16 protein-coding genes are annotated in these 14,202 nt (G+C 73.3%); 4 read left to right on the top strand and 12 right to left on the bottom strand.

Annotation, left to right across the window (positions count from 1 at the left end; all coding sequences use genetic code 11):
- Window positions 1-229 precede the first annotated feature (229 nt).
- Both GL263_RS10000 and GL263_RS09995 read left to right on the top strand, forming a co-directional pair.
- Window positions 230-907 (top strand): potassium channel family protein, encoded by a 678-nt coding sequence (locus GL263_RS10000; RefSeq protein ID WP_182855250.1) that lies wholly within the window; start codon window positions 230-232, stop codon window positions 905-907.
- Entirely contained in the window at window positions 904-1,566 is a 663-nt protein-coding gene (locus tag GL263_RS09995) for a potassium channel family protein (RefSeq protein WP_182855249.1), read from the top strand. Before GL263_RS10000 ends, GL263_RS09995 begins: the two co-directional genes overlap by 4 nt.
- A gap of 130 nt (window positions 1,567-1,696) precedes the next feature.
- Here GL263_RS09995 and GL263_RS09990 read toward each other — a convergent pair whose 3' ends face one another.
- From GL263_RS09990 to GL263_RS09955, 8 genes are all read right to left on the bottom strand, one after another.
- Window positions 1,697-2,536 carry a DUF3159 domain-containing protein gene (locus tag GL263_RS09990; RefSeq protein WP_182855248.1) on the bottom strand — a complete coding sequence of 280 codons (840 nt, stop codon included), beginning with the start codon at window positions 2,534-2,536 and terminating at the stop codon, window positions 1,697-1,699.
- Between the two features lie 3 nt (window positions 2,537-2,539).
- Complete coding sequence (locus GL263_RS09985) at window positions 2,540-2,941, bottom strand: OB-fold nucleic acid binding domain-containing protein (RefSeq protein WP_182855247.1); 402 nt, start codon at window positions 2,939-2,941, stop codon at window positions 2,540-2,542.
- A gap of 103 nt (window positions 2,942-3,044) precedes the next feature.
- Window positions 3,045-3,737 carry a response regulator gene (locus GL263_RS09980; RefSeq protein WP_182855246.1) on the bottom strand — a complete coding sequence of 231 codons (693 nt, stop codon included), beginning with the start codon at window positions 3,735-3,737 and terminating at the stop codon, window positions 3,045-3,047.
- A gap of 50 nt (window positions 3,738-3,787) precedes the next feature.
- On the bottom strand, window positions 3,788-6,343 hold the full coding sequence (locus GL263_RS09975; RefSeq protein WP_182855245.1) for an ATP-binding protein: 2,556 nt from the start codon (window positions 6,341-6,343) through the stop codon (window positions 3,788-3,790).
- Between the two features lie 65 nt (window positions 6,344-6,408).
- Window positions 6,409-7,116: an ABC transporter ATP-binding protein gene (locus GL263_RS09970; protein WP_182855244.1), complete on the bottom strand. Its 708-nt coding sequence runs from the start codon at window positions 7,114-7,116 to the stop codon at window positions 6,409-6,411.
- A 200-nt stretch (window positions 7,117-7,316) separates the two neighbouring features.
- A complete protein-coding gene (locus tag GL263_RS09965; protein WP_182855243.1) occupies window positions 7,317-8,096 on the bottom strand; it encodes a DUF3710 domain-containing protein in 780 nt (259 codons plus the stop codon).
- Window position 8,097: 1 nt separating this feature from the next.
- Window positions 8,098-8,667 (bottom strand): dUTP diphosphatase, encoded by a 570-nt coding sequence (dut, locus tag GL263_RS09960; RefSeq protein WP_182855242.1) that lies wholly within the window; start codon window positions 8,665-8,667, stop codon window positions 8,098-8,100.
- Window positions 8,664-9,248 (bottom strand): PaaI family thioesterase, encoded by a 585-nt coding sequence (locus GL263_RS09955; protein ID WP_323379329.1) that lies wholly within the window; start codon window positions 9,246-9,248, stop codon window positions 8,664-8,666. Before GL263_RS09955 ends, dut begins: the two co-directional genes overlap by 4 nt.
- A gap of 58 nt (window positions 9,249-9,306) precedes the next feature.
- Between GL263_RS09955 and GL263_RS09950 the strand changes: the two genes are divergently transcribed.
- The gene (locus GL263_RS09950) at window positions 9,307-9,780 is read left to right on the top strand and encodes a DUF3093 domain-containing protein (RefSeq protein WP_182855240.1); all 474 of its coding nucleotides are present in this window, start codon (window positions 9,307-9,309) and stop codon (window positions 9,778-9,780) included.
- A gap of 313 nt (window positions 9,781-10,093) precedes the next feature.
- Here the strand turns inward: GL263_RS09950 and GL263_RS09945 are convergent, their stop codons facing one another.
- The 3 genes from GL263_RS09945 to GL263_RS09935 all read right to left on the bottom strand — a co-directional run bounded on the left by GL263_RS09945 (window position 10,094) and on the right by GL263_RS09935 (window position 12,768).
- A complete protein-coding gene (locus GL263_RS09945) occupies window positions 10,094-10,393 on the bottom strand; it encodes a DUF4193 domain-containing protein (RefSeq protein WP_143649927.1) in 300 nt (99 codons plus the stop codon).
- Window positions 10,394-10,802: 409 nt separating this feature from the next.
- Window positions 10,803-12,080 carry a sensor histidine kinase gene (locus tag GL263_RS09940; RefSeq protein ID WP_438947940.1) on the bottom strand — a complete coding sequence of 426 codons (1,278 nt, stop codon included), beginning with the start codon at window positions 12,078-12,080 and terminating at the stop codon, window positions 10,803-10,805.
- 34 nt (window positions 12,081-12,114) lie between these two features.
- Window positions 12,115-12,768, bottom strand: a complete 654-nt coding sequence (locus GL263_RS09935) for a response regulator transcription factor (protein WP_182855239.1) — start codon at window positions 12,766-12,768, stop codon at window positions 12,115-12,117.
- Window positions 12,769-13,079: 311 nt separating this feature from the next.
- On the opposite strand from GL263_RS09935, the gene GL263_RS09930 reads away from it, so the two are divergent.
- On the top strand, window positions 13,080-13,247 hold the full coding sequence (locus GL263_RS09930; RefSeq protein ID WP_182855238.1) for a hypothetical protein: 168 nt from the start codon (window positions 13,080-13,082) through the stop codon (window positions 13,245-13,247).
- Window positions 13,248-13,307: 60 nt separating this feature from the next.
- Here the strand turns inward: GL263_RS09930 and GL263_RS09925 are convergent, their stop codons facing one another.
- Window positions 13,308-14,120: an inositol monophosphatase family protein gene (locus GL263_RS09925; RefSeq protein ID WP_182855237.1), complete on the bottom strand. Its 813-nt coding sequence runs from the start codon at window positions 14,118-14,120 to the stop codon at window positions 13,308-13,310.
- Window positions 14,121-14,202 lie beyond the last annotated feature (82 nt).

Raw genomic sequence — 14,202 nt, 5'->3', positions numbered from 1 at the left:
GGGGCCAGCGGGCCTGAGGCGAACGGGCCCGCGGCGGGCGGGAGGTCCGTGGCCGAGGGCCCGCGCGCGGAACACGGCGTTCCACCCAGTGAGCGTGGAGCCGCCGGGCGGGCCGGGGGCGAGTAGCGTTACTGTCACGGTCTGACTCGCGACCGCCCGGGGGACGGAACGGACCCGCCGAGTCAGCCGTGTTCAGTCAGGCAGCAGGAAGGTGCGAGGTAGCGGCCTCATGCACATCGTCATCATGGGGTGCGGGCGGGTCGGCGCCGCGCTGGCCCAGACGCTGGAGGGCCAGGGCCACAGCGTCGCGGTCATCGACCAGGACCCGGCGGCCTTCCGGCGGCTCGGCAGCGGCTTCCGGGGCCGGCGCGTGACCGGGCTGGGCTTCGACCAGCAGGTGCTGCGCGAGGCCGGGATCGAGGAGGCCGGCGCGTTCGCGGCCGTCAGCAGCGGCGACAACTCGAACATCATCTCGGCCCGGGTGGCGCGCGAGATGTTCGGCGTGGAGAACGTGGCAGCCCGCATCTACGACCCGCGACGCGCGGAGGTGTACCAGCGGCTCGGCATCCCGACGGTGGCGACGGTCCGCTGGACGGCCGGGCAGATGCTGCGGCGGCTGCTGCCGTCGGGGGCGGAGCCGCTGTGGCGCGACCCGACGGGCGCGGTACAGCTCGCCGAGGTGTACCTCTCCCCCGCGTGGGTCGGGGAGCTGGCCGGGCGGCTGCAACAGGAGGCCGGCGCGCGCATCGCCTTCATCACCCGGATGGGCGAGGCGCTGCTGCCGAACGCGGAGACCGTCCTACAGGAGGGTGATCTCGTGCACGTGATGATGCGCAGTGACGAGGTCGGCAGGGTGGAGGCCGTGTTCGACCGGGGCCCGCGGCGGTCGGAAGGCGGTGCGGCATGAGGGTGACCATCGCGGGGGCCGGCGCGGTCGGCCGTTCGATCGCGGGCGAGCTGCTGGAGAACGGGCACGAGGTGCTGCTGATCGACAAGGCGCCCAAGGCGATATCGGTCGAGGGCGTGCCGCAGGCGGAGTGGCTGCTGGCCGACGCCTGTGAGATCGCCTCGCTGGACGAGGCCGGCATGCAGCGCTGCAACGTGGTGATCGCGGCGACGGGCGACGACAAGGTGAACCTGGTGGTGTCGCTGCTCGCGAAGACCGAGTACGGCGTGCCGCGGGTCGTGGCGCGGGTGAACGACCCGCGCAACGAGTGGCTCTTCAACGAGGCGTGGGGCGTGGACGTCGCCGTCTCCACGCCGCGGCTGATGTCGGCGCTGGTGGAGGAGGCGGTCAGCGTCGGCGACCTGGTCCGGCTGATGCGTTTCAGCCAGGGCGAGGCGAACCTGGTGGAGCTGACGCTGCCGCCGGAGGCCCCGCTGTCCGGCTCCCGGTGCGGCGACGTGGCGTGGCCCCGGGATACCGCGCTGGTGACGATCATCCGGGGCAACAAGGTCATCGCGCCGCAGCCCGACGACGTGCTCCAGTCGGGCGACGAGCTGCTGTTCGTCGCGGCGCCGGAACGCGAGGAGGAGCTGGAGGCGCTGCTGTCGGTGCCCCGATAGCCGCCGCTGGCCTCTTCCGGCCGCCTCTGGCCGCCTCGCCGCACGAGGACGCAAACGCGGCGCCGACCCGGATCGTTCACCGGGTCGGCGCCACGTTCTGCTGCTGACGCCGCGTTCCTCCGCTGGGGGCTCAGCCCTCGCCGGCGGCCTTGCGGCCTTCGGCCGCAGGGCGTGCGGTGGCCTCCGCCCGCGCGGCGGCGTCGGCGGCGGCGTCGGCCCTGGCGGCCGCCTCCCCGGCGGCCTGCGGCTCACCGGCGGCCTTGGCGGCGGCTTCGGCGGCGCGTTCCCGCTCCTCCTCGGCCTCCATCTCGGCGATGACGTCGATGGGGGCGGGCGCCTTGGCCAGGAAGATCCAGGTCAGGTAGACGCAGAGCAGGAACGGCGGGATGCCGAGCGCCACCCGCAGCCAGCCGAGCTGGGTGGCGTCGCCCCAGAAGTAGATCGGGAAGGTGATCGCCGACTTGGCGAGCAGCACCAGGCCCCAGGCGTAGCTGGCCTTGGTGTAGGCGGCCTTGCGGCCGGGGTTGCGGGTGCGCCAGGAGAGGTTCTCCCGGAACAGCGGGCCCAGGATGAGCCCGAGCAGCGGCCAGCCGGCGGCCGAGCTGGCCAGGTAGGCCACGGCCAGGCCCAGGGTGTAGAGCATGCCGGGCAGGTAGAAGTTCTTCGCGTCGCCGGACATCATCGCGAAGACGGCGCCGATGGCGACGCCGAAGACCCCGCTGAAGGCGTGCTTGACGGTGTCCCGCCGGGCCAGCCGCAGCAGGGCCATCACGGCGGAGAGGCAGAGCGCCGCGATGGCCGAGACGTGGATGTCCCGGTTGACGGTGTAGCTCAGCACGAAGACGAGCCCGGGCACGGTCGTCTCGACCATCCCGCGCACGCCGCCGAACGCCTCCAGGAAGGCCGCCTTCGTCACCTCGGTGTCGGCGGCCGGCGCCGGGTCCGCTGTGGGCTTGTCGAGTGGGGTCACCCGCTACTCCTGTCCCAGGGGTCGCAGCTCGTACTTGGGGTTGAACAGTACGGGCCGTCCGTGGCTCATGGCGATCCGGCCCGAGGCGATCATGGCGCGGCCCGGCGCGATTCCCGCGATGGACCTGCGGCCGAGCCAGACCAGGTGCAGCGACGCGGAGCCGTCGAAGAGCTCCGCCTCCAGCGCGGGCACGCCGGCCCGGGCCCGGAGTGTAACCGTACGCAGCGTCCCGGTCACCTTGACGACCTGCCGGTCGGCGCAGTCGCAGATGGGCGTGCACCCGCTGACGGCTTCGGCACTGCCCAGGTCGGAGCGGATCTCCGGTCGCTCTTCCGCTGGTTGGAACCGGTCCATCAGACGGCGTATCCGGCCCGTCCGTTTCTCGGCTCCGCTGAGGCTACCCATATCGGCCAGGTTACCCGGGGGTCCGCGGTGTCCGGCCACCGCGGCGGACGTGAGGAGGGGCACGTGAGTGCCCCGGCGCGGGACGGCGGCGCCGTGTCCCGGATCAGCGTTCGAAGCGGTAGCCCATGCCCGGTTCGGTGATGAAGTGCCTCGGGTGCGAGGGGTCGGCCTCCAGCTTGCGGCGGAGCTGGGCCATGTAGACGCGCAGGTAGTTGGTCTCGGTCTGGTAGGCGGGGCCCCAGACCTCCTGCAGCAACTGCTTCTGGCTGACGAGCCGGCCGCTCGCGCGCACCAGCACCTCCAGCAGGTGCCACTCGGTGGGGGTGAGGCGGACGTCGGCGCCGTCCCTGCGGACCTTCTTGGCGCCCAGGTCGATGCTCAGCCGCTCGGTCTCCACCAGGACGGGCTCGCTGGTGTCCGGGGCGGGTTCCGCGCGGCGGACGGCCGCCCTCAGTCGGGCCAGCAGTTCGTCCATGCCGAACGGCTTGGTGACGTAGTCGTCGGCGCCCGCGTCGAGTGCCTTGACCTTCTCGTCGGACGTCTGGCGGGCGGAGAGCACCAGGATGGGCACCCTGGTCCACTCGCGGACCCGCCTGATCACCTCGACGCCGTCCATGTCCGGCAGCCCGAGGTCCAGGATGATCACGTCGGGGCGGCGGTCGGCGGCGAGCCCCAGCGCGGTGGCGCCGTCTCCGGCGGTGTCCACCTCGTACTCCCTGGCGCGGAGGTTGATGGCCAGGGCGCGGACGATCTGCGGCTCGTCGTCGACCACGAGCACGCGGTGCCTGGACGTCATGTGCGGGCTTCCCTTCCTGACACGGGCGGCGGCGGTTGCCTGACGAGGGGTCACAGCGACGCCTTCGCCGGCGGTTCGGTGGTGGTGCGGGAGCGGGCCGGGTCGGCGACGGGCAGGGTCAGGACCATGGTCATGCCGCCGCCGGGGGTGTCCTCCGCCTCCAGGCTGCCGCCCATGGCCTCGGCGAAGCCCCGGGCGACGGCGAGACCGAGCCCGACGCCGGCGCCGCGCGGCGCGTCGCCGTGCCGCTGGAAGGGCTCGAAGATGCGTTCCTTGTGGCTGTCGGGCACACCGGGGCCGCGGTCGGTGACCCGCAGCTCGACCCTGTCGCGCAGTCTGCTGGCGGAGACCTTGACCCGCTCGCCGGGCGGGCTGTACTTGACGGCGTTCTCCACGATGTTGGCCACCGAGCGTTCCAGCAGGCCCGGGTCGACGGCGACCAGGGCGAGGGATTCGGGGATCTCCAGGCGGACGCTGTCCTCCGGGACGCCGCCGAGCGCCTTGGGCACCACCTCGTCCAGGTTGGTCCGCCGGATCAGCGGGGTGACGGTGCCGGTCTGCAGGCGGGACATGTCCAGCAGGTTGCCCACCAGGTGGTCGAGCCGGTCGGCGCCGTCCTCGATGGCCTCCAGCAGCTCCGCCTCGTCCTCCGGGGACCAGGCGACGTCGGTGGAGCGCAGCGAGGTGACGGCGGCCTTGATGGCCGCCAGCGGGGTGCGCAGGTCGTGGCTGACGGCGGCGAGCAGGGCGGTGCGGATGCGGTTGCCCTCGGCGAGCCGGCGCGCCTCGCCGGCCTCGTGGCGCAGCCGCTGGCGGTCGAGCACGCCGACGGCCTGGGCGGCGAACGCGGCCAGCACCCGGCGGTCGGCCGCCGGGAGCAGACGGCCGGAGAGGACGAGCATCAGGTGGTCGCCGACCGGCATGTCGGTCTCGCCGTCCTCCGGGCTGGCCAGCGGGCGGCCGTGGCGCGGCAGGCCGACGCTGGCGACGCAGTTCCACGGCCCGTGGTCGGCCCTTCTCTCCAGCAGCGCGGCGGCCTCCATGCCGAACGTCTCCCGCACGCGTTCCAGCAGGGCCTGAAGCGAGTCGTCGCCGCGCAGCACGCCGCCGGCGAGCATGGCAAGCACCTGCGACTCGGCGCGCAGCCTGGCCGCCTGCCGGGCACGCCGCAGCGCCAGGTCGACGACCAGGCCGACGGCGGCGGAGGCGCCGAAGAAGCTGACCAGCGTGATGACGTCCTGGAGGTCGTCGATCCGCCAGGTGCGGACGGGTTCGGTGAAGTAGTAGTGCAGCAGCACCGAGCACAGCGCGGCGGAGGTCAGCGCCGGCAGCACCCCGCCGGTGAAGCCGGCGGCCACCGACACGGCCAGGAAGAGCAGCACGGTGTTGGTCAGCCCGACCGTGGGGTCGAGGCCGATCAGCAGTGCGGTCAGCAGCAGCGGCGCGGCCAGGGCTGTCAGCCAGCCGCCGATGAGCCGGCCGCGGCGCAGTCCCCGGCCGCCCACCAGCGGCAGTCCCCGGCCCTTGGCGGCCTCCTCGTGGGTGACGATGTGCACGTCGAGGTCGGGACCGGACTCGCCGGCCACGGTCGCCCCGACACCCGGCCCGAACACGTACTGCCAGGGGCGTCGGCGGCTGGAACCGAGCACGATCTGGGTGGCGTTGACGCCGCGCGCGAAGTCCAGCAGGGCGTGGGGCACGTCGTCGCCGACCACCTGGTGGAAGGTGCCGCCGAGCTGTTCGACGAGGCTGCGCTGCACTTCCAGCTCGCCGGGCGACGCCTCGGTCGGGCCGTCCGCGCGGGCGACGCAGACCGCCAGGAGTTCGCCGCCGGAGGCCTTGGCGGCGAGCCGGGCGGCGCGGCGGATGAGAGTGCGGCCCTCCGGTCCCCCGGTGAGGCCGATGACTATGCGTTCGCGGGCCCGCCAGGTGCGGCGGATGGAGTGCTCGGTGCGGTACTGCTGGAGGTACTCGTCGGCCCGGTCCGCCGTCCACAGCAGGGCCAGTTCGCGGAGCGCGGTGAGGTTGCCGGGCCGGTAGTAGTCGGAGAGGGCCGCGTCGACGCGGTCGGGGCTGTGGATGTTGCCGTGGGCGAGCCGGCGCCGCAGGGCCTGCGGGGTCATGTCGACCAGCTCGACCTGCTCGGCGCGGCGGACCACCTCGTCCGGCACGGTCTCGCGTTCGCGGATGCCGATCACCGACTCGACGACATCGCCCAGCGACTCCAGGTGCTGGATGTTGAGGGTGGAGACGACGTCGACGCCGGCGTCCAGCAGCTGCTCTATGTCCTGCCAGCGCTTGTCGTTGGGCGTGCCGGGCGTGTTGTGGTGTGCCAGCTCGTCGACGAGGGCGACCGCCGGGGCGCGGCGCAGCACGGCGTCGGTGTCCATCTCGCCGGCTCCCGGAGTGCCGGCGGCGCGGCGCGGCACGACCTCCAGGCCGTGCAGCAGCGCCTCGGTGCGGGGGCGGGAGTGGGGCTCGACGAAGCCGACGACGACGTCCGTGCCGCGCTCCGCCCGACGGTGCCCCTCGGAGAGCATGGCGTGGGTCTTGCCCACGCCGGGCGCCGCCCCGAGGTAGATCCGCAGTGTTCCGCGTGGTGCCATGCGCCCATTCTCGGGCACCCGCGCACCGCTGGGACCTGCGGCCTCGTCGTGCGTGGCCGGCGGGCTCAGCTTGCGGTGGCGGCGCGGGCCGGCTCCTCGGCGCGGCCGTCCCGGAGCTCGTACACCCGGTCGGCGAGCGAGACCAGCCGGCTGTCGTGGGTGGCGACCAGCGCGGTGACGTCGGAGCTGTGGACGAGGGCGCGCAGCAGTTCCATGACCGCCATGCCGGTGTCGGCGTCGAGCTGGCCGGTCGGCTCGTCGGCGATCAGCAGCGCCGGCCGGTTGGCCAGCGCGCGGGCTATCGCCACCCGCTGCTGCTGGCCGCCGGACAGTTCGCCCGGCCGCTGCTCCGCGTGGTCGGCGAGGCCGACGAGCGACAGCAGCAGCGCGACACGCTCGTCGCGTTCGGCGGGCGCGGCGCGGCGCAGGCGCAGGGGCACGCCGACGTTCTCGGCGGCGGTGAGGATGGGGATCAGGCCGAACGACTGGAAGACGTAGCCGATCCGGTCGCGGCGCAGTTCGAGGCGGTCGGTCTCGGAGAGGTGGCCGAGGTCGGTGCCGTCGACGGTGACAGCTCCGGAGTCGGGCGTGTCGAGGCCGCCGACCAGGTTGAGCAGGGTCGTCTTGCCGGAGCCCGAGCGGCCGGTGACGGCCACGAGTTCGCCGCGCGGCACGGTCAGGGAGACGCCGCGCAGGGCGTGCACCGCGCCGGGTCCGCTCCCGTAGGACCGGTGGAGGTCCCGCACCTCGACCATCGGCTGTTCCGCGCCCATGCGTCCCGCCCCTTCCCCGTCGTTCCCCGTGTGCGCGGCGCGCCCCTTCCGTGGGTGTCGCCGCGCCGCAGCCGGTCCCGTACGCCGTGCGCCGGGACGGTGCCCGGGTCGAGCCTAGACGCCGGCGGGGCGGGAGTCGACGGGGGACGGCCGCCGTGACACCGGGTCACGGCGGCCGTCCCCGGTCGCGCGGCGGGTGGTCAGCGGATCTCGCTGATCTCCGGGCCGCGCTGGAGCTTGTCGATGCCGCCGGCGAAGCGCGAGCCGCTGCCGGAGGCGTCCTGCTGGACGGTGTCGGGCACCATCTGGGCGTCGTCCGGGAGCTTGAGGACGATCGGGTCGCGGGGCGCCATCGGCGCGTCGCCGCGGACGATCACGGCGTCCCGGAAGATCTGCTCCAGCAGGCCCGCGGCCTGCGGCTGCACGGCGCCCTGGCCGGAGATGACCCCCCGCAGGAACCAGCGCGGGCCGTCGACGCCGACAAAGCGCACGACCTGCACGCCGTTCTTGCCGTCCGGCAGCTGCACCGGGACCTGCGCGCGCAGCTCCCAGCCCAGCGGGCCCTCGACCTCGTCGATGACACCGCCCTGCTGGGTGATCCCGGAGGCGATCTCCTCGCGGACCTCGTCCCAGATGCCCTCCCGCCTGGGCGCGGCGAATGCCTGGAGCTGGACGGCGCTGTCCCGCAGGACGACGGTGGCCGCGACGATCGCGTCGCCGGCGACCTCCACGCGCAGCTCCATGCCCTCCACGCCGGGCACGTACAGGCCGCCCAGGTCGACGCGGCCCTTGTCGGGCTCGCTCACCTCGGAGAGGTCCCAGGGGCCGTCGGGGCGGGGGGCGGGAGGCAGCTTGACCCGCGCGGCCTCGTCGACGCCGTTGCCGTCGGCGTCCTCGTCGGTGGTCTCGGTGGCCTCGGTGGCCTCGATGTCGTCCGAGACGCCCTTGGGCTTCTCGTCCCGCTTTCGACGTCCGAACACGTCACTGTCCCTTCAGGTCGGCGGTCTCGTCCGCGCCGACCGCAGCGTATGAGTTGTGCTGTGCAGAGCCAACAGCGCCGGCCGGCCCCGAGGGGGCGCCACCGGCTGCCCGAGCACCGGGGTGGCCGCCGGTCGAGCCGAAGCCGCCGGCGCCACGGGCCGAGCCCGGCAGCTCCGAGACCTCGTGGAAACGCACCTTCTCGACCTGTTGGACGACCAGTTGGGCGATGCGGTCGAACCGCTCGAACCGCACGCTCTCGCGCGGGTCGAGGTTGACCACGATCACCTTGATCTCTCCACGGTACCCGGCATCGACCGTGCCGGGTGAGTTCACCAGCGCGACGCCGCACCGGGCGGCCAGGCCCGAGCGCGGGTGCACGAAGGCCGCGTAGCCGTCGGGCAGGGCGATGGAGACGCCGGTGGGCAGGACCGCGCGCTCGCCGGGGGCGAGTTCGGCGGCCTCGGTGGTGACCAGGTCGGCGCCGGCGTCGCCCGGGTGCGCGTAGGCGGGCAGCGGGACCTCGGGGTCGATCCGCTGGATGAGCACCTCGACGTGCGGGCGGGCGGTCACGGGTTCACCTCGAAGGCGCGGGCCCGGCGGACCTGGTCCGGGTCGCTCATCGCGGCCTGGATCTCCTCCGGACGGCCGTTGTTGACGAAGTGCTCGACCTTCACCTCGATGAACACCGCGTCCGCGCGTACGGCCACCGGGCCTTCGGGGCCGCCGATCCGACCGGTGGCGGTGCAGTAGATCTTCCGACCGTGCACGGCGGTGACCTCGGCGTCGAGGTGGAGGACGGTGTCGACGGGCACCGGGCGGAGGAAGTCCGTCTCCAGTCGGCCGGTCACCGAGATGACGTGCATGAGCCAGTTCAGCGAGCCGAGCGTGTCGTCGAGCGCGGTGGCCAGCACGCCGCCGTGCGCGAGGCCGGGCGCGCCCTGGTGCTCGGGACGCACGGTGAACTCGGCGGTGACGTTGACGCCGTCACCGGCCCGGGCGGCCAACTGGAGGCCGTGGGGCTGGCCGGAGCCGCAGCCGAAACACTGGTCGTAGTGGGACCCGATGGGCTCCCCGGGGGCCGGCGCGTCGGGGTGGCGAACCGGTGGAACGGCCTCAGCAGGCGGCACGAGCGAGGTCTTTGGTGCTGTCACGAGTCCAGACCCTACCGCCGCCGGGGGCACCGGTGGGTCCGCGTGCCAAGCTGGAGGCATGCAGCACTACGACGAACGCCTCACCGCTCCCGGTACCTGGTGGCTGACGGCCGCGCTGTGCGGGGTCGGCATCGGGCTGACCCTGCTCCCCCTGGGAGTGTTGCCGAGCCTTGTCGGGCTGGTCGCGGCCGGTGGTACCGCGGCGGCCGTGGTGAGCGTGTACGGCTCCGCGCGGCTGCGGGTGGTGGCCGGCTCGCTGCTGGCGGGGGACGCGCGTGTCCCGGTGACGGCGCTCGGCGAGGCCGAGGCGCTGGACCGGGAGGAGAGCCACGCCTGGCGGACGTTCAAGGCGGACCCGAGGGCGTTCATGCTGCTGCGGTCGTACGTGCCGACGGCGGTCCGGGTGGAGGTCGTCGACCCGGACGATCCGACGCCCTACCTGTACCTGTCCACGCGGCGGCCGGCGCGCCTGGTCGCGGCGCTGGAGGCGGCCCGGGCGGAGTCGGGACACGGGTCGGCGACCGGCGGCTGAGACCGGTCGGGTCCGGTCGGTCGGCCACGTCTCCCAGGGACGCCCGCTGTCCTCTTCGGTCGTCGTCGGGTCTCTGGGGATCGTGTACCGGATCCGGACGCCGCACGGCCGGGGCCGTGGACGGTCGTGGCGGCCGAGTCGGCCTCACACCGGAACGGGCCGGCCTCACACACGAAGGTGAGCGAGGCCGGCCGGCCTCGCTCCGCTGCGTGCGCGTGCCCGGCCGCCGTGCGGGGACGCACGGCCGTCCGGGCGCTGGTCGTCGGGGGTCCGACCATCGTCGGGACTCCGAACGCCGGCTGCCGGCCGGCGATCAGGCCGCGCAGTCGCGGCAGATCGGCTGGCCGTTCTTCTCCTCCGCCAGTTGTGAGCGGTGGTGCACGAGGAAGCAGCTCATGCAGGTGAACTCGTCCTGCTGCCGGGGCAGCACGCGGACGGAAAGCTCCTCGTTGGAGAGATCCGCTCCGGGCAGCTCCAGCCCCTCTGCCTGCTCGAACTCGTCGACGTCGACGCTGGAGGCGGCCTTGTCGTTCCGCCGGGCCTTCAGCTCTTCGATGCTGTCCTCGTTGGCGTCGTCATCGGTCTTGCGTGGCGTGTCGTAATCCGTTGCCATGGTGCTCTCCCCCTCCGGGTTGCTGTGGTGTCTCAGCGCACGTAACGCGTGAGCGGTCGGAGTTGTGCCCGACCCGAGGCGGAGATTTTGCCTCACATCAAGGTCTGTTACTCAATCGACACCCAACCGGACGCCTGAAGAGGTGAGCGGCATGGCCGTCGACAGGACCCGCAAAGGCCTCGAAGGGCCCTCTGCGGGCCGTCATCCCGGGTACTTCCCGCGATCACAACCTGCGGAAACCTTCTCGATCCGCCGATCTGTCCTATTTTGCCCGTCGCGGTGGGCGGGTGAGAAGAATTCGCCTGTGTGATCGCTCACAACTCGAACACGGCCGTATTCTTGTCCATAAATTTACCCACTTGGCGGCAGCACACGGTGACCGGCCCGCCACATGGCGGGTCAGACCGGGTCAGACCGGGAGGGCCACGTCGATCCGCAGCCCGCCGTCGGGGCGGGGCGCGGCCGTGATCGTACCGCCGTGCGCGCGGACGACCGAGCGGACGATCGACAGCCCCAGGCCCACTCCCTTGTCCGAGCCGGTCCGCTCCGTCCGCAGCCGGCGGAACGGCTCGAACAGGTTGTCCACCTCGTACGCGGGCACCTGCGGCCCGGTGTTCTCCACGGTCAGCACCGCCTGACCGGGCCTGGCGGCCGTGCTCACCGCCACCCAGCCCGCCTCCGGCACGTTGTAGCGCACGGCGTTCTGCACCAGGTTCAGCGCGATGCGCTCCAGCAGCACGCCGTTGCTCTGCACGTACACCGGCTGCCGCACACCGCGCACCTCCACGCCGCGCTCCTCGGCCTCGGGCCGCACCTGCTCCACGGCGTGCGAGGCGGCCTCGGAGAGGTCCACCGGCCGCCGGTCGACGATCTCGTTCTCGCTGCGGGCCAGCAGCAGCAGGCCCTCCACCAGCTGCTCACTGCGCTCGTTCGTGGCGAGCAGGGTCTTCGCGAGCTGCTGCAGCTCCGGCGAGGCGTCCGGATCGGAGAGCTGCACCTCCAGCAGCGTGCGGTTGATCGCCAGCGGGGTGCGCAGCTCGTGGGAGGCGTTGGCGACAAAACGCTGCTGGGCGGTGAAGGCGCGGTCCAGCCGGTCCAGCATGTCGTCGAAGGTGTCCGACAGCTCCTTCAGCTCGTCGTCCGGGCCGTCCAGCTCGATCCTGCGGTGCAGGTCCGAGCCCGCCACCTGGCGCGCGGTGCGGGTGATGCGTCCCAGCGGCGACAGCACCCGCCCGGCCATCAGGTAGCCGAGCGCGAAGGCGGCGACCGCGAGCCCCAGCAGCGCCACCAGCGACCGCTTCAGCAGGGAGTCGAGCGCCTGGGCGCGCTGCTGCCGCAGGCACTCGTGCACGGCGTCGTTGAGCTGGCTGCCGGTGGTGGCCTCGGAGATCGGCACCAGGCAGGTGTCGCTGGTGGCCTGGACACGTCCCTCGATGATCTGGATCGGCATCGTGGTGCCGTCCTGCATGGCGCGGGCGGCGAGCAGGTAGATGATCGCCAGCAGCAGCATGCCGGCGATCAGGAACATCCCGCCGTACAGCAGGGTGAGCCGGATGCGGATCGTGGGGCGCAGCCGGGGGAAGACCCCCGGGGTGGACGGGTTCCACGTCGGCTTGGGCGGTACGCCGGGCGACTGGCCGGCCGTGGGGCCGTTCCAGTGCGGCGGCGGGTTGATGGGAGCGGGCACCGTGGTCCTCGGTTCCTTGGGTCGCGCTGGTCGTTCAGATCCGGTAGCCGGAGCCGGGCACGGTCATGATCACCGGGGGCTCGCCGAGCTTGCGCCGCAGCGTCATCACCGTCACCCGCACCACGTTGGTGAACGGGTCGGTGTTCTCGTCCCACGCCTTCTCCAGCAGCTGCTCGGCCGAGACCACCGCGCCGTCGCCGCGCATCAGCACCTCGAGGACCGCGAACTCCTTCGGCGCGAGCTGCACCTGGCGGCCGTCGCGGAACACCTCCCGGCGGTTGGGGTCCAGCCGGATGCCGGCGCGTTCCAGCACCGGCGGCAGCGGGGCGCTCGTGCGGCGGCCCAGCGCCCGCACGCGGGCGACCAGCTCGGTGAAGGCGAACGGCTTCGGCAGGTAGTCGTCGGCGCCCAGCTCCAGACCGGCGACCCGGTCGCTGACGTCCCCGGAGGCGGTGAGCATCAGCACCCGGGTGGGCAGACCGAGCTCCACCACCCGGCGGCAGACGTCGTCACCGTGCACCAGGGGGAGGTCGCGGTCGAGCACGACCACGTCGTAGTCGTTCAGTTCCACCCGCTCGATCGCGGCGGCGCCGTCGTAGACCACGTCGACGGCCATGGCCTCCCGGCGCAGTCCGGTGGCCACGGCGTCGGCGAGCAGTTGCTCGTCCTCGACGACGAGTACGCGCACGGTGCTGTCCTTCCCTCACACTGATCGGATCCACCACCCATCGTGCCCCGAACAGCGGTAAACCGGCTGTAAGGCCCCTGGCGGGCGGGTGGGCCGAGGGCGTTTCCCCGGACGTCGCCGGAGGAACCCCGGATATTCGCGGGGATCTGAGGTTTCTCTGAGGTTGCCGGAGGGGAGGACAACCGCACACCCTCGATCACGCCCGGTAGGCGGCATGCCATGCGCGCCGCACGCCCCCATCGGGACCACGCCGTGATCGGCCCATCCTCGGCACACCCCTGTGCCACCTACCCATGACGAGGGGGCGCACGATGGACGCGTTCACCGCCGGACTCCTCCAGCGGATAAAGAGCACCGAACACGACCTGCACCGCGCTCGCGAAGCCGGTGACGACTTCCTCGCGGAGGTCGAGGAGGCGGAGCTGGACGACCTGCGCCGCCTGGCGCAGGAGCACGGCGTCCAGGTGGCCGCGAGCTGACGGCCGGGCGCCCCGGCACCGGCCGGGGCGTCCCAGTGGCCCCGGGAGGGCCCTGGGGGCTCAGTCGTGCCACGCCCCCAGGGCTTCCAGCAGCGGCTGGAGCTCGTCGAAGACGCCCGGGGAGGCGGCGACCGCCAGATCCGGGCCGACGGGCCGGCCGGCCCGGCCGCCGGTGAGCGCGCCGGCCTCCCTCGCGATCAGCTCCCCCGCCGCGTAGTCCCAGGCGTGCGTGCCGCGCTCGTAGTAGCCGTCCAGCCGTCCGGCCGCCACGTCGCAGAGGTCGAGCGCCGCCGAGCCCGAGCGGCGGATGTCCCGCACCTGCGGAAGCAGCCGGGCGACCACCTCCGCCTGCGCCTCGCGCCGCTCCCGCACGTAGCCGAAGCCCGTCCCGATCAGGGACTCCGCGAGCGGCGGCGCGGGCCGGCAGCGCAGCCGCTCCCCGCCGAGCCACGCGCCGGCGCCGCGCACCGCGTGGTAGACGTGGCCGCGCGCCGGGGCGGCGACCACCCCGACGACCGTCTCGCCGGCCGTCTCGGCGGCGATCGACACCGCCCAGTCCTGGCGGCCGTAGAGGTAGTTCACCGTGCCGTCGATCGGGTCGACGACCCACCGCACGCCGCTGCTGCCCTCGCTGTTCGCGCCCTCCTCGCCGAGCAGGCCGTCCTCCGGCCGGAACTCCGCCAGATACGCGGTGATCAGCTTCTCCGAGGCCAGGTCCATCTCGGTGACCACGTCGATCGGACTGGTCTTGGTGGCGGCCACGCCGAGCCCCTCGGGGCGCTCCTCGTGCAGCAGCGCGCCGGCGCGCCGGGCGGCCTCCAGCGCGACGTCGAGCAGTTCGGTGTACAGCCCGGTCTCGGGGGTGTCGGTCATCGGTGGCTCCTCGTGCCGCGCCGGCGGACGGGTCGGGGTGTGGCGCCGGCGGACGGGTCGGGGTGTCGCGCGGGTGTCGGGG

This window comes from Streptomyces durbertensis, assembly GCF_014156695.1.
Lineage (GTDB): Bacteria > Actinomycetota > Actinomycetes > Streptomycetales > Streptomycetaceae > Streptomyces > Streptomyces durbertensis.
This window is presented reverse-complemented; position numbering and strand designations above follow the sequence as displayed.

Coding starts and splice junctions, on each gene's coding strand:
- GL263_RS09980 (WP_182855246.1), bottom strand. CDS start 3,737: ATGACGTCCAGGCACCGCGTGCTCGTGGTCGACGACGAGCCGCAGATC.
- GL263_RS09995 (WP_182855249.1), top strand. CDS start 904: ATGAGGGTGACCATCGCGGGGGCCGGCGCGGTCGGCCGTTCGATCGCG.
- GL263_RS09975 (WP_182855245.1), bottom strand. CDS start 6,343: ATGGCACCACGCGGAACACTGCGGATCTACCTCGGGGCGGCGCCCGGC.
- GL263_RS09945 (WP_143649927.1), bottom strand. CDS start 10,393: ATGGCAACGGATTACGACACGCCACGCAAGACCGATGACGACGCCAAC.
- GL263_RS10000 (WP_182855250.1), top strand. CDS start 230: ATGCACATCGTCATCATGGGGTGCGGGCGGGTCGGCGCCGCGCTGGCC.
- GL263_RS09985 (WP_182855247.1), bottom strand. CDS start 2,941: ATGGGTAGCCTCAGCGGAGCCGAGAAACGGACGGGCCGGATACGCCGT.
- GL263_RS09950 (WP_182855240.1), top strand. CDS start 9,307: ATGCAGCACTACGACGAACGCCTCACCGCTCCCGGTACCTGGTGGCTG.
- GL263_RS09925 (WP_182855237.1), bottom strand. CDS start 14,120: ATGACCGACACCCCCGAGACCGGGCTGTACACCGAACTGCTCGACGTC.
- GL263_RS09930 (WP_182855238.1), top strand. CDS start 13,080: ATGGACGCGTTCACCGCCGGACTCCTCCAGCGGATAAAGAGCACCGAA.
- GL263_RS09970 (WP_182855244.1), bottom strand. CDS start 7,116: ATGGGCGCGGAACAGCCGATGGTCGAGGTGCGGGACCTCCACCGGTCC.